The sequence below is a fragment of the Phycisphaerales bacterium genome, assembly GCA_020852515.1.
Lineage (GTDB): Bacteria > Planctomycetota > Phycisphaerae > Phycisphaerales > UBA5793 > UBA5793.
Genome location: JADZAS010000013.1, coordinates 104,576 through 118,306, shown reverse-complemented (window position 1 = coordinate 118,306; position 13,731 = coordinate 104,576). Strand labels below are relative to the sequence as shown.

Sequence of the window (13,731 nt, the reverse complement as noted above, 5' to 3'; positions counted from 1 at the left end):
GGCTGGGCGGCACTATAAGCGTATCGGCCAAGGCGGCGTGTCGGGCTTTGCAAATGGCGATCGGGATTGACTCGGCCGCGCGGGTCGGAGACCATACACCGCCCCGTGTCCCTACACCGCCCCCGTGTCCCTGAGGCGTCCGTGTCGTCAAGGAGTATCGCATGAATCCACTGCAGGCGTTTCTCGATCTGTACAACAGGTACGTGCCGACTTTCGTGGACGAGATTCTCTGGGGCCAGCACACGTTTGTGGTGCTGCTGGGAGTCGGCCTGCTGTTCACGATCTGGAGCAAGTTCATCCAGTTCCGGGCCCTCACGCACGGCGTGTCCGTGATCCGCGGCAAGTACGACGACAAGAACGATCCGGGCGCCATCAACCACTTTCAGGCTCTGTCGGCGGCGCTTTCCGCGACTGTCGGACTGGGCAACATCGGCGGCGTGGCCGTGGCGGTGGCCGTCGGCGGGCCAGGCGCGGTTTTCTGGATGTGGGTCGTGGGCTTCCTGGGCATGGCGATCAAGAGCGTCGAGGTGACGCTGGCGATGCTGTACCGGGATACGAGTGATCCGGACAATCCGCACGGCGGGGCGATGTGGGTCATCAAGCGCGGGTTCGGTGACCGGGTGGGCGGAGCGGCCAAGCCGATTGCGTGGATCATCGGCGCGATCTTCTGCGTGACGCTGCTCATCTCGACCGTCACCGGCGGCAACATGTTCCAGGTCTGGAATGTGGCCAATATCACCAATCAGTATTTCGGCATTCCGCAGATCGCGACCGGGATCGTTCTGGCGAGTTTGACAGCCATGGTCATCATCGGCGGCATCAAGCGCATCGGCGCGGTGGCCGGCAAACTCGTGCCGTTCATGTGCGGCATGTACATCATCGCGGGCATCGTGGTGCTCTTCATGCAGGGCAAGAACGTCCCGAGCATGCTCCTCTTTATCGTGCAGGACGCCTTCAGCCCGACCGAGGCTGGCGGCGCGTTCCTCGGTGCTTCCGCGTGGTTTGGACTGACGACCGGCCTGCGACGCGCCCTGTTCTCGAATGAAGCCGGTCAGGGTTCGTCGCCTATCGCCCACTCGGCTGCGAAGACGGATGAGCCGGTGCGCGAAGGCGTCGTGGCGGGACTGGAGCCCTTCGTTGATACCTGCATGGTCTGCACACTCACCGCGCTGGTCATTCTCTCGACCAACACCTGGAATCGTGAAGCGGAAGGCGAGTACGCCGGCGACCTCTCACTCATCAGGGCCGTGTCGCCCGTGCTCGATGACGACGACCAGCCAGTGCTGGACGACGCCGGTGAAGCCAAGACGCAACTGGAGTGGACCGTTCAGGCCTCCCCGAGGCTCGACCAGATTCCCGTACTGCCGGCGCCGGACGCCTGGCTCCCGGGGAATCGACTGTTCCTGCTTGCGGAAGTGCCGAACAACCAGAACAAGAGCACGCATCAGAATCGGATTCGCATCGGTGGAGAGATCAAGAAGGCAACCGAGGATGATTTCAGCGAGGCGCCGGCCGACCTTAAGCCCAAGCAGGCACGCTTGCATCGGGAACTCAAGGAAAGTCTCGAGGCAGCCGGGATCAAGACGGATGATCTCTACGTGTCGTGGTCAAGTCTGACGCTAAACCCGAAGGACTGGAGTGAACCGGTTACCCCTGACGGCACGGAAGTGCGACTGGTCAGCACCGGTATTTATCGCGATCTTGTCGGCGCTTCGCTGACGGGCAATGCCTTTGATCGCGCAATCCCTGGCCTTGGCAAGTGGCTCGTTACGCTGACCTGCTGGCTCTTTGCGCTGTCGACGATGATTTCGTGGTCATACTACGGCGAGCAGGGCGTGGTGTTTCTCTTTGGCACCTGGGCGGTGCTGACGTATAAGGTCATCTTCTGTCTCCTCGCGGTCGTAGCGAGCATACCCGCGTTCATCAAGACCGATGCCCAACTGGGCGTCCTGGCCGACCTCGGAACCGGGGTCATGCTGCTGGCCAACGTGCCGATCATTGTGGCGATGGGCTACCAGGCGATGCGGGCGTTCAAGGACTACTTCGGCCGCATGGCGCGAGGCGAGATGGAGGGGCCGCACAAGGCGCCGCCGCTCGAGGATGTCATGGAAGGCAAGGATGTCGAGTAAGACGGCTCAAAGGCATCAGGTCTTGAGCCAATGAGGATTCCCGCAGGCCCGGACGCGTGTCCGGGCCTGCGTTTTTTTCGGTCCCACTCGCCCTCGCCATGCGATTCGCTGCTGCCGGGCCGGGGAAATTGCAGAAAGCACTAAGACCCGCGCGGCTCGTGCGTCTCTACTCACGGCGAGGCGAAACGACCCGCCCCGCCCGATCCCGGCGGCGAACGGAGGCTCGATGGACTCTTCCAGTCCGGCGACGGCTCAGAAGCAGTGGGTGTGCGACGCACTGGAGCGGTATGAAGGTCCGCTGCTGCGCTACACCGTGCGGCTGCTCAACGGCGACCTCGAAGCCGCCCGCGACGTCGTGCAGGACGCCTTCGTCCGGCTCATCCAGCAGGAGCGATCGTCGGTACAGGGGCATCTGGCGCCGTGGCTCTACCGGGTGTGCCGCAACCGGGCGCTGGATCGGATACGCAAGGAGCAACGCATGCAGACCTCACTGCCTGACGCACCAGATCGCAACGGCCGGCTCGGACATGCCTCGGATGACGGCGCCCGCGAAGAGCCCGGCGAGCAGGCGCAGCAGCCCGAGGCGCGATCGCGTCTGCTGGTGATGGTGGCCGACCTGCCCGAGCGGCAGCGCGAGGTGCTGCGTCTGAAGTTCCAGGGCGACCTGAGTTACCGCGAGATCGCCGAGATCATGGACCTCACGGTGAGCCACGTCGGAGTGCTCATTCACACCGGCATCCAAACGCTTCGGCAGCGGATGACGGGCTCGACGGACCCCAAGCGCAGCGCCTCTATCCCTAATGCCTAGTCCCAAGTGCCTTGTGCCTCTGCTCTGAGGAACTCTCCCATGAACGACATGACCAACAACGACCCGCGACTGACCGCTTATGCCCTTGGCGAACTCGATGACGCCGAGCGAGCGGAGTTTGAGTCGCTCCTAGCCGATCGCCAGGACCTGCGCGCTGAGGTGGATGCGATCCGCAGCCTCGCGGGCGAATTGCACGAAGAACTCATGAGTGAGCCGGCCCCGGCGCTCTCGGGCAAGCAGCGCGATGCGATCCGGGCCAGGGCGCAGGATGCGCCATCGTTGCGGCTCGTGGGCGAAGACGATCGCACGTTCCGGCCCGCCGCGTGGTGGTGGCGCGCCGGCGTGAGCGGCGCTGCGGCCGTGCTGCTGCTTGGCGTGGCCCTGCCGATGATGATGCGCGGCCGGGGTCGCAGCGGCGAACTCGCCATCGAGTCGCGCGACAATGCGCTCGCGCCGACGGAGCCGACGAGCGCGGCAGGCGACAGTCGGGGGCCCGACCTGTCCAATGAACTTGGTACGCAACTGGAGGCCGCCCGCCGCGAGAGCGAAGAACTGCACGCCATCGTTGACGAGGTGAAGCCAACCGATGCGCCGGCTGAGACTGCGTTTCCCTGGCAGGCCGGCGCGCCCGATTCCGAACTCAAGAAGGCCAAGGACGATGCGCTGTACATTGCCGGGTATGTTGAAGCGAGGGAGGAACTTGAGGATCTGCAACGATGGAGTGATCTGAATCGCGACCAGCCGCTGCGCCCATCGACCAACTCGATCTCGCTGCTCGATAGCACGAGCCGTGCGCAGGTGCGCCAACGACGTCTTACTCAAAACCTCGCGCCTGCAAGGTTTGCGGGCGAAGATGATGACGAGTCTCAACAGCTCTACTATGGCCGCACTGTTCAGGAGGGCGAGCGAGACTTCTTCGACGGCGATCTCGCCTCGCGCGACCGCTTCAATCCCATCGTCGAGAACACCTTCCTCGCCCCGATCGATGCGCCGCTTTCCACCTTCTCCATCGACGTGGACACGGCGTCCTACTCGATGGTCCGGCGACAGCTGCGCGAGGGCCGCCGGCCTTCGCCCGATTCGGTGCGCCTCGAAGAGTTGATCAACTACTTCGACTACGACTACGAGGCGCCTTCGCCGGGCGATGATCACCCGTTCCGCGCCAACGTCGAAGTGGCCGCGTGCCCCTGGCAGCCGGAGCACCGCCTCGTGCGCATCGGCATCAAGGGCATGGAGATTCCCCGCGACGATCGGCCGGCGACGAATCTCGTCTTCCTGCTCGATGTGTCCGGCTCGATGAACGAGCCGAGCAAGTTGCCGCTGGTCAAGCAAGGCCTGATGCGCCTCGTTGACAACCTCACCGTCGATGATCGCGTGGCGATCGTCGTCTACGCCGGGGCGTCGGGCCTGGTGCTCGATTCGACGTTTGTCTCCGAACGGGACACCATCCTCGGCGCGCTCGATCGACTCAGCGCCGGCGGCTCGACCAACGGCGGGGCCGGCATCGAACTGGCCTACCAGGTGGCGCAGGAGCATTTCATCAAGGACGGCGTCAACCGCGTCATTCTCGCCACCGACGGCGACTTCAACGTCGGCGTCACGAGCCAGGGTGATCTCATCCGCCTCATCGAAGACAAGGCCAAGTCAGGCGTGTTCCTCACCACGCTCGGGTTCGGCATGGGCAACCTCAACGACGCCATGCTCGAGCAACTCGCCGACAAGGGCAACGGCATGTGCGCTTACATCGACACCATCGAAGAGGCGCAGAAGGTTCTGATCGACCAGATGTCCGGCTCGCTCGTGACCATCGCCAAGGACGTGAAGATCCAGGTCGAGTTCAACCCGGCCGTGGTCAAGTCGTACCGCCTGCTCGGCTACGAGAACCGCGCGCTGGCGGCGCAGGATTTCAATGATGACACCAAGGACGCCGGCGAGATCGGCGCGGGTCACAGCGTGACGGCGCTCTACGAGATTGAACCAGCGGCAACGCTGGCACTGGCTGAGCCGGGGCTGGCCGCGCCGGCCGAGCCGTCGCGCGGCGGCGCCGATCACGCTCTGGAGAGCGCCGAGGGCGCCGGCGCCGCGGCGCAGCAGGAGGCTGAGCAGCCCGACCACGCGGAGTCCACAATCGATCCTCTGCGCTACCAGGCGCCGGCGGTGCTCACCGATCTGGCGACATCGAGCGGCGAGCTGCTGACCGTCAAACTCCGCTACAAGCAGCCCGACGGCGACACGAGCACGCTCGTCGAGTTTCCCGTGGCCGACCAAGGCAAATCGTGGGATGCGGCCAGCGGTGACTTCAAGTTCGCCGCGGCCGTCGCGGCCTACGGCATGATCCTGCGCGACTCGGCGTACAAGGGCAGCGCGACGTTCAACGCCGTCATGGACTGGGCCCGCGCCGGCGAAGGCGCCGACAAGCAGGGCTATCGCCAGCAGTTCGTGCAACTCGTCGATCGCGCCCAGCAGATCATGGATCCGAAGTCGGAATGATCCCGCCCATACGGCGCGAGAGCAGACCCGGCACACGAGCCGGACGGGTAGAATGCCCCGTCCGGCTCGTGTCTGTTCCAATGCGCGCCGCTTCACGATCGTAATCGGGCGAGTTGATCATGACCGACCAGCACCATGCCCCGTTCTCGCGCGACTGGCGGCCGATGTGGAACTTCGGCGATCCGGCAGCAAGCGAGCAGCGATTCGTCGAGGAATTGACCAGACTGACCAGCCCGCACGCGCGGGCTGAGCTCCTGACACAGATCGCCCGAGCCCGGGGCCTGCAGCGCCGCTTTGATGACGCCAACGCGACGCTCGACGAAGTCGAAGCGATGGGCGACCTGCCGGCATTCGTGCGCGTGCGCTTGCTGCTCGAGCGCGGCCGGGTGCTCAATTCATCGGGCAAGCGCGAAGGGGCCCGGCCACTCTTCGAACAGGCGTGCGAACTCGCCGCGCGCCATGATGAAGACGATCTCGCGGTGGATGCAGCGCACATGGTGGCGATCACCTGCGACGGCGACGAGGCGATGCAGTGGAACCTCAAGGCTCTGGCCATGGCCGAGGCGTCGTCCTGTTCCCGGGCTCGCCGCTGGGCCGGGTCGCTGCACAACAACCTCGGCTGGACGCTCCACCCCATGGGTCGTTACGACGAGGCTCTGGCTCACTTTGAAGCAGCCTTGGCGGCTCGGATCGAACAGCGGGACGAGGAGCAGATCGGCATCGCCCGATGGTGCGTCGCGCGCTGTCTGCGCTCCATGCGCCGTCTCGATGAGGCGCTCAACATCCAGCGCGAACTGCTTCGCGAGCAGGAACAGCGCGGCACGACCAGCGGCTACGTCTTCGAAGAACTCGGCGAGTGTCTGCTCGAACTCGGCCGCGCCGAAGAGGCCAAGCCGTGGTTCGCCAGAGCCCACACAGAACTCTCGAAAGAACCCTGGCTCGCCGAGAGTGAGCCCGATCGCATCAATCGCCTTGCCGAACTCGGCGGTGTCTGACACGGCGTGCGAGTGGAGACACCGCGCCCGGAGCGGTGCGTTCCGTCACACCCGCTACTTCCCGCGAGGATGCCACGGCACATCCGAAACGCCCGCAAGGTGGTTCGCCAGCCGCGCCAGCGCGAACAGGAGATCGCCCGCGCGGTTGAGGTAGATCACGTTCTGATCCGGCGCCGGCCGATCCCCGCGAGCTTCATCGAGCGCGATGACGCGCCGCTCGACGCGCCTGCAGATCGTTCGTGCGAGGTGCAGCCGGGCCGCCAGTTCGGTTCCGCCGGGCAGGACGAACGTCTTCTGCGGCTCGCACTGCTCGCTGGCCGCATCGATCCACCGCTCGAGCTTTGTGATGTCCGCATCGGTGACCGGGCTCACCTTTCGCCGCGCTGATGAATCGCAGGGCGTAGCGAGATCAGCGCCGATCTCAAAGAGCAGCCGCTGCAACTCCTCGAGACACTCGACGATCAACCCGAAATGCATCGCATCAGCGGCGCTTCGCGCCAGGCCAAGCGCTGCATTGAGTTCATCGCATTGCCCGTACGCCTCGACGCGGGAGTCGGTCTTGGGCACGCGGGCGCCGCCGTGCAGCCCTGTCGATCCATCGTCGCCGGTGCGGGTGTAGAGTTTCATGCGGTAAATCGTAGTCGAAGGCGATCGTGCTGAATCAGTCGTCCAGAGAAACTATGGCGGTGCGCACCTGGCGCCCCGAGGTGGTGTCCGTCCACGCGGTGAACAAACGGTCCCAGTCAAGTCGGGCGATGCGCGGGAAGCCGCCGCTGCGCGAGGCGTCGGCCAGCGCGATCGTCCGCGACGATCCGACGGCCTGCGTATCGAGGTCGATGCCGGTCAGTCGCAGCGCCCCGGCTGGCGTCTTCGCGTAACCCGGCTCCGCGGCATCGCGTGTCGCAGCCAGAGGCAGATCCGCCGCCTCGTCAGGACCCGCATCGCCGAGCCACAGGACATACGCCGCGCGGCGATCGGGATCGATGACCGCGGCGACGCGGCCGTGCGGCGTACGGCGCTCGGCTCCGAGTTCATCCGCTATCACGATCGGCTCGCGGAACGTCTCGCCGCAGTCGGTCGAGAGGGCCGCCTTGATGAGAGCTCCCCCGTCGGCCGCCGTGTACCAGGCCACGAGGACCGTTCCGCCTGAGGCGGCGACGGCCGGGCCGTTGACCGGGCAGCCTGGCAGAATCCACCCATCGCGCGCGACATCGCGCGGTTCGGTCCACTTGCCGTCAACCAGGCGCACGCAGGAGATGTCGCGCCGCTCGTCATCGCCGCGATCGCGGTAGACGACGATGGGGCCGCGCGAGGTCATCGCCATGCCGGTGTTGCAGCATTCGCAGGTGCGCGGATCGAGGGGGACTTCATCCACGAGGTGTTCCTGCCCCGGCACAATGGTGCGCGCCATGAGCGCCATGTCGCCGGCCGCCTCCTCGCCGTGTCCATCTCCCGTCATGGCGCGGCCGTCGAGCCACACCATGGAAAGCCGATCCGGGCCGGAGAGAGTCGAGACAAAACCGTGCTCGACGGGGCGGTGATCGGTGTGAGCCGTTCCGAGGCGAAGCCACGAGCCGCCGCGATCGTCGCTGCGAATCAGGACGACGCCATAGGCGTAGGGCGAACTGCTGTCGATGCGTTCGAGGAAGTGGGCGTAGAGCGCGCCGCCGGGGGCGGGCGTGACGCCGGGCGTGTCGGCCCAGTTGGCGAAAAACTCGCTGCCCGCGGCGATGGTTGACGCCGGCGACCAGTTCGAGTGCGCATCGAGGTGGGCGGTCCGCAGGGACCACAGCCGCTGAGGTTCCGGTGCTGCTTCAGGCTTGGCGCTGCCGGGTTCCCCGGGTGGCGGCGCGGCGATGGGTTCGAGCCAGGTGAGCCAGATTCCCCCGGCGGGATCTTCCGCGACGTGCGGGGCCATGGCGCCGGGACCTGCCGGGGACGAGAGTTCCGTGGCGGCCAATACGACCGGCCCGCGCGTGGTCTCCGCGCGCTGCGGGGGCGCTGCGATGGTCGATGCGCTCAGCGCCATGGCGATCACCGAGGCACGAGGAGTCGCATTACACACGTGTTCGTTTCGCATGACTACTTGCTTCCGTCAGTAAGTGCGGCCTTGATGATGGAGGCCAAGCGCCTCGCGTCGCTCTTGCGCAGGCCGCGCTGGCCGATCTCATCCAGCGTGCCGCCGAAGGTTTCGATGATCAGCGCATCCCAGAAGATGCCCTTGGTCGTGCGCACCGAGGCGATGCGCTCGATGCGGATTTCCTGGTCGTGGATGCGCAGGCCGAGCATCGACCAACTCGTCATCCGCACGCGATCGCCGGCCGCGTGAATGACCGGCGGATGAAACAGGGCCGTCAGACTCCCCGTCGTGAGAAAGCACCCGAGGCGCGAAGCGCGGATTTCGATGTTCGCATCGATGGTCGGCGCGGCGGAATCGGGTCGGGCGTGGCGAATGCGCTGGCTGCAGTAGGGGCAGTACTTCGCGTCGATCGACACCGGCTCTCGGCACTCCGAGCAATACTCGTAGGCCAGCACCCGCCGCGTGCAGTGCGGGCAGAACATCGCGCCCGGCGGAATGTCGTAGCCACAATGCGGGCACGGCTGGCGCAGGTTCGGCGAAGAGGATTGCAGCGCAGGGCGATCGGCCATGTGTCCCATGTTAGGTGCCGTCGAGCCACGCCGGGCGGGAGTGGCGTTCTACAGTTGGTCGATGGCCTGGGACCGGACGGACAATTTGTGGGTCAAGAAGCAGAAGCGCCTCGCCTGGATCATGGCGGCGCTGACCGTCGCACTCGTCCTGTTCGTCGCCTTCCTGATCATCATGACGTCGCGCATGATGGACTCGTTGCCAGGCGTCTCTGGGCAGCCGCGCGACGTATCCAGGATGTTCTCAGCCATCCGATGGTCGGTGATCGTCCCGGTGGCGCTCAACGGAGCAATCGCGATCTTTTCAATTCGACAGGCGCTTCGCGAGTGGCGGATTCTCCATCGCGTGCCCGAGTTCGACGCCATGGTGTGCCCGAAGTGCCTGAGCACGATGGAGCACGCAGGCGGTGACAACGTGCAATGCCCGAAGGGACACGCCGTCTGGCCCCGCACTGAACTTCGGCAGTTCTGGGAGCAATTCGGCCTCGCGCGCATGGCCTCGTGGCGAACGCTGGCCGAGCAACGGCGACGACATGAGCGCCGGCGTTGGGACGTCATGGGACGGCACCGTGAGTGGATCCAGCGCCATCCTGTACTTGCCTTTACCACTGTGCCGTTGCTGATGACCCTGGTGTATTGCGGCGTGCTGGCGCTGGTGATCCCTTCTTATCGACTGGAAGCGCTGCGCTTTGCGCCGTTCATGTGGATAGTCGCCACTGGCGCGATCTGCCTCGCGCTGGGCGGCAAGCAACGCCGCGGAAGCGAGCCTCACTGCGCCCGGTGCGAGTACGAACGGGCGGTGTCGCAGGAAAGCGCGACATCCTTGTGCCCTGAATGCGGTGCTGCGTGGAATGCCCCGGGTGGAACCGTGCGCGGCACGATCTCCTCCAAGCCGCCGCTGCTCGTCGCCGGCGCCATCCTGCTCGTGCTGGGAATGTCCGGATTCCAGGCCTCGCAGACCGGACCGATATCCGCGTGGTTCGCGAGCGCGACCCCAACCTCAGCGCTGATTGCCACCCTCGGCTCATCAACCGCAGGCGGCGCCGCTGACTGGGTCGAACTCGGCAACCGCACGCTGGCGCCCGAGCAGCGCGACCGCCTGGCCGAGTTGCTTCTCGATCAACGGCTCGAAGTGTCGTATTTCTCCGCCACTGACGGCGCGGCGTGGATCGAAAGCCAGATCAGCGCCGGAACCCTACCGGCTGAACTTACGGAGCGCTTCTTCAGAGAAGCGCTGGCCCTTCGACTCGACGGGCCAGAAAGCGCAAGAGTCGGCGAGGAGTGCACGGTGGCCGTCGAGGGCGCACGCCGGTTGAGCGGCAAGTCGTCGTGGCGCGCCGAAGTGGCCGTCGCAGGCTTTCGCACCGATGATCATGAGACCTTCCACGGAATGGAAGGCAAGTGGAGGATGGACACCGAGTTTGATACGCGGATACGCGGCTATCTGGTGCGCGACCGTCTGGTCGGCATCCCGCAGAACGACCGCGTGCCGCCGGTTGCGATTCTCAAGTGGGACAAGCCCGGCCGGCACACGATTCACTTCACGGCGTTCATCGTCATCCGGCCCAGCGCCAGCGGTTTCGGATACACGCTGGACTGGAAGGCCGATGACACGCCGGTGCTGCCCGGCGATGAAATCCGCGTCATCCCCGTCGATCTCACTCACACCATCGAAGTCACTCAGTAGCCGCGCGAGGCGCTACGGCGTGGCCGCCACGTTCGACGGTGTGCAGGTAGTGGCATCCAACGTCTGAAGCAGCACGGCCCCGCCGCAGAGATTTGCCCCCACGCTGCGCATCAGCGCCGCGTTTCCGCCACCATCGGCCGTCAGCAGCGCCGCGAGTGTCGCGCTGGCATCGAGACCCAGCTGCGTGCCGGTGCAGGGCCCGTTCGGAATGCGCACTGAGCCCGCTCCGCGCGCGTAGATGAACGCGACGCGCCCGCCGGGCGTGGCGCCGGTGACGGCGGCGCGCAACTGGCCGGGGCACTCGCCCGTCAGATGCAGCGCGATGTCGTACCCGGCTCGCGGGATATACGCCGCGCCGCCTGTGGCGTGGTCGTTCGGGTACGGCTGTGTGAATGCGACCCAGGTGCCGTTGGGCCCTTGCGAAAGGTCGTAGGCGTATTGCGGGATGCCGTCGTCGCCGCGCGTGGCGGTGATGTAAACGGTGTTGCGGCCCACGGCGAGGCCGCGGCCCTGCGAGTTGGACGCCGGGATCGGTCCGACGACTTTCGTCTGTGCGCCCGTGTCGATGTTGATCGAATACAACCCGCTGTCGCCGTACTCGGTGTAGCCGTAGAAAAGATCATCAGCGGGGTTGTAGTCGAGGCCGAAGTACCGGAAGCCGGTGTTCGTGTAGACGTCGAGCACCAGCGTGCAGACACCCGTGTTGATGTCGATTTCGTAGATGCCCTTGATCGCGGCGAAGTTGGAGTAGCCATAAAGCCGGCCGCGGCCGAAGGCCAGGGCGTGCATGTCGGTATCGAGCGTGGCGCGGAGCACCGGCGGCCCGTTCAGGGTCGAGGTGTACAACTTCGTCGTGAAGGCGCCGTTGCACAGGTAGAGCGTGCCATCGGGCGACGCGGCGGCGCCGCTCACGTCAAAGGCGAAGTGGTCGTCCCACACCACATTTGGAAAGCCGGAGAGATCGGTCGAGCGGGTCGGCGGCGCGGAGCCCTCCAGGCCGACAAAGAGTTGCCCCGCCGCCGAACCCGTCGCCGCCAGCAGGGCCGCGCATGCGGTAGCGGGCGTGAGACGGTCGCGCAGAAGTGTCCCGATGGCTCGCGCCGCGCGCGAGCAGATTTGGATTGCCGCCATGTCATTCTCCCCGTATCTCTTTCACTTGCAGTCCGCCGCAGTCTTGCTGGAAGGCTCGCGGCGGCCGCGGTTCGATGCAGTCTAGACGCGATGTCTTGCCGGAGGAGGAGATTAACGTTTCTTCAGGTTGCTTTCCCTGATCACCGGTCGGTGGAGTGATGCGGCGCCGCGGGCTATCCTCGCCACGGCAGTGCCGACCGAGTCGGCGCTGTTGAGACGGGAGAGTGGGCAGCCGCCCCTTCCCGCCCCGGCCGCACCTCCGCACGCTTGCCGCCTGCGGAGCGCCACGTTCGGCCGCAGAACCAGGTGCAATCCGAGCCGGGCCGTCGGAGCGCATCCGCGCAAGCCCAGCAGGGCGAACATTGGCCGCCGAGCGCCGCTCGCGCCGATGACAGGGTTGGAGAGACATGCTCAAAGAACGCCATCGCGTCTTCGTCTCACTGCTCAGCGCGATTGACACTATCGTCCTCGTGGCCGGCTTCACGCTCGCGCACGTGCTGGCCCGGAAGATGGTGTCGGGCGATCATGTGCTCGTCTTCTCCCGCCAGTCGATCTTGGCGCTGACGGCGGGCGTGCCGATCCTGCTCGCGTGCATGGCCGCGTTCGGGCTTTACCGTCCGCGTCGGGATCGCAGTTTCGACAGCGAACTGCTTGACATCGGCAAGGCCGTGCTCGTCGGCTGGGGGCTGACCATTCTTGCCTGGAATCTCGTCCTGCCCGCGTACGCCAAGGCCGACACGGCGACGCTGGAGATCATCGCCCTGCCGCTGTGTCTCATGGCGTGCCTGACCGTGCACCGCTATTCGTTCCGGCTCGTGCTGCGGACGTTTCGCGAACACGGCTGGAACCGGCGGCACATGGCCATCATCGGCACCGGCCGGCTTGGCCAGATCGCCTGCCACACGTTCCTGCGCAACAGTTGGACCGGCATCAGTTGCGCCTACTTCATCAGCCATCACGACACCACCCGACGCGAGAAGTGCCTCGAGCGGCCGGTGCGCGGCGGGCTCGATGCGCTTGAATCGATACTCGAGCAGCGGCCGGTGGACGGTGTGATCATCGCCCTGCCCCAGAGCCGCTCGCACCTGCTGCCCAGCGTGCTGATGAAACTGTCGCGCTTTCCGGTCGAGGTGAGGATCATCCCCGACGTCAGCCCGCGCTACATGCCCATCAATCTGGCCATTTCAGAACTCGAAGGCATGCCGGTGCTCAGCGTGCGCCAGAGCCCGCTGAGCGGCTACGGGGCGGTCGCCAAGCGGCTGGTCGATCTGGGAATCGGCTTCGCGGCCCTGATCATCTTCGCGCCGCTCATGCTGCTCATCGCGGCGCTGGTCAAGCTCGAAGACGGCGGGCCGGTGCTCTTCCGCCAGGACCGCGCGAGCATGGGCGGGCGTCCCTTTGGCATCTACAAGTTCCGGACCATGCAGCCAGGCGCGGTCGAGCCGGTCAACGGCCGCGGCACGCAGGAGTGGACCCGGCGCGACGACGCGCGCATCACGCGCATCGGCGCCTGGCTCCGCCATACCAGTCTCGACGAGCTGCCACAACTCTTCAACGTCATTCGCAGCGACATGTCGCTCGTCGGACCCCGGCCCGAGCGGCTCGATCTGCTCGAACACTTCCGCGAAGACTGGCGCGGCTACATGCTCCGCCAGAACGTGAAGGCCGGCATGACCGGCTGGGCCCAGGTCAACGGGCTGCGCGGCAACACGAGCCTCCGCAAGCGGCTCCAGTACGACCTGTACTACATCCGCAACTGGTCCGTCCTGTTCGACCTGCGCATACTCTGGCTGACCGCCCTGCGTGGATTCCGACATCCGAACGCGCATTGACCGCGAGTCGTGT

Annotated in this window: 10 protein-coding genes; 6 read left to right on the top strand and 4 right to left on the bottom strand. The window is 65.8% G+C overall.

What is annotated here, in order from left to right; genetic code table 11:
• Positions 1 to 161: 161 nt before the first annotated feature.
• From IT430_06730 to IT430_06715, 4 genes are all read left to right on the top strand, one after another.
• Positions 162 to 2,129 carry a sodium:alanine symporter family protein gene (locus tag IT430_06730; GenBank protein ID MCC6907616.1) on the top strand — a complete coding sequence of 656 codons (1,968 nt, stop codon included), beginning with the start codon at positions 162 to 164 and terminating at the stop codon, positions 2,127 to 2,129.
• 226 nt (positions 2,130 to 2,355) lie between these two features.
• Positions 2,356 to 2,937 (top strand): sigma-70 family RNA polymerase sigma factor, encoded by a 582-nt coding sequence (locus IT430_06725; GenBank protein ID MCC6907615.1) that lies wholly within the window; start codon positions 2,356 to 2,358, stop codon positions 2,935 to 2,937.
• 39 nt (positions 2,938 to 2,976) lie between these two features.
• Positions 2,977 to 5,427, top strand: a complete 2,451-nt coding sequence (locus tag IT430_06720) for a von Willebrand factor type A domain-containing protein (GenBank protein ID MCC6907614.1) — start codon at positions 2,977 to 2,979, stop codon at positions 5,425 to 5,427.
• A gap of 119 nt (positions 5,428 to 5,546) precedes the next feature.
• Positions 5,547 to 6,422: a tetratricopeptide repeat protein gene (locus tag IT430_06715; protein MCC6907613.1), complete on the top strand. Its 876-nt coding sequence runs from the start codon at positions 5,547 to 5,549 to the stop codon at positions 6,420 to 6,422.
• Positions 6,423 to 6,476: 54 nt separating this feature from the next.
• Here the strand turns inward: IT430_06715 and IT430_06710 are convergent, their stop codons facing one another.
• Genes IT430_06710 through IT430_06700 form a run of 3 tightly spaced genes read right to left on the bottom strand, consistent with a single transcriptional unit; the run spans position 6,477 to position 9,071 of the window.
• Positions 6,477 to 7,049 carry a cob(I)yrinic acid a,c-diamide adenosyltransferase gene (locus tag IT430_06710; GenBank protein MCC6907612.1) on the bottom strand — a complete coding sequence of 191 codons (573 nt, stop codon included), beginning with the start codon at positions 7,047 to 7,049 and terminating at the stop codon, positions 6,477 to 6,479.
• A 34-nt stretch (positions 7,050 to 7,083) separates the two neighbouring features.
• Positions 7,084 to 8,502, bottom strand: coding sequence for a hypothetical protein (locus IT430_06705; GenBank protein MCC6907611.1), 1,419 nt, complete (start codon positions 8,500 to 8,502; stop codon positions 7,084 to 7,086).
• A 2-nt stretch (positions 8,503 to 8,504) separates the two neighbouring features.
• The gene (locus IT430_06700; GenBank protein ID MCC6907610.1) at positions 8,505 to 9,071 is read right to left on the bottom strand and encodes a zinc ribbon domain-containing protein; all 567 of its coding nucleotides are present in this window, start codon (positions 9,069 to 9,071) and stop codon (positions 8,505 to 8,507) included.
• On the opposite strand from IT430_06700, the gene IT430_06695 reads away from it, so the two are divergent.
• Positions 9,070 to 10,755 (top strand): hypothetical protein, encoded by a 1,686-nt coding sequence (locus IT430_06695; GenBank protein ID MCC6907609.1) that lies wholly within the window; start codon positions 9,070 to 9,072, stop codon positions 10,753 to 10,755. The two genes, IT430_06700 and IT430_06695, sit on opposite strands and share 2 nt — an antisense overlap.
• 12 nt (positions 10,756 to 10,767) lie before the next feature.
• Here the strand turns inward: IT430_06695 and IT430_06690 are convergent, their stop codons facing one another.
• Positions 10,768 to 11,886 carry a hypothetical protein gene (locus IT430_06690; GenBank protein MCC6907608.1) on the bottom strand — a complete coding sequence of 373 codons (1,119 nt, stop codon included), beginning with the start codon at positions 11,884 to 11,886 and terminating at the stop codon, positions 10,768 to 10,770.
• Positions 11,887 to 12,293: 407 nt separating this feature from the next.
• On the opposite strand from IT430_06690, the gene IT430_06685 reads away from it, so the two are divergent.
• Positions 12,294 to 13,718: an undecaprenyl-phosphate glucose phosphotransferase gene (locus tag IT430_06685; protein ID MCC6907607.1), complete on the top strand. Its 1,425-nt coding sequence runs from the start codon at positions 12,294 to 12,296 to the stop codon at positions 13,716 to 13,718.
• Positions 13,719 to 13,731: the final 13 nt, after the last annotated feature.

Excerpts from the sequence above, each read along its gene's own strand:
- IT430_06730 (MCC6907616.1), top strand. The coding sequence starts at position 162 with ATGAATCCACTGCAGGCGTTTCTCGATCTGTACAACAGGTACGTGCCG.
- IT430_06725 (MCC6907615.1), top strand. The coding sequence starts at position 2,356 with ATGGACTCTTCCAGTCCGGCGACGGCTCAGAAGCAGTGGGTGTGCGAC.
- IT430_06720 (MCC6907614.1), top strand. The coding sequence starts at position 2,977 with ATGAACGACATGACCAACAACGACCCGCGACTGACCGCTTATGCCCTT.
- IT430_06715 (MCC6907613.1), top strand. The coding sequence starts at position 5,547 with ATGACCGACCAGCACCATGCCCCGTTCTCGCGCGACTGGCGGCCGATG.
- IT430_06710 (MCC6907612.1), bottom strand. The coding sequence starts at position 7,049 with ATGAAACTCTACACCCGCACCGGCGACGATGGATCGACAGGGCTGCAC.
- IT430_06705 (MCC6907611.1), bottom strand. The coding sequence starts at position 8,502 with ATGCGAAACGAACACGTGTGTAATGCGACTCCTCGTGCCTCGGTGATC.
- IT430_06695 (MCC6907609.1), top strand. The coding sequence starts at position 9,070 with ATGTGTCCCATGTTAGGTGCCGTCGAGCCACGCCGGGCGGGAGTGGCG.
- IT430_06700 (MCC6907610.1), bottom strand. The coding sequence starts at position 9,071 with ATGGCCGATCGCCCTGCGCTGCAATCCTCTTCGCCGAACCTGCGCCAG.
- IT430_06690 (MCC6907608.1), bottom strand. The coding sequence starts at position 11,886 with ATGGCGGCAATCCAAATCTGCTCGCGCGCGGCGCGAGCCATCGGGACA.
- IT430_06685 (MCC6907607.1), top strand. The coding sequence starts at position 12,294 with ATGCTCAAAGAACGCCATCGCGTCTTCGTCTCACTGCTCAGCGCGATT.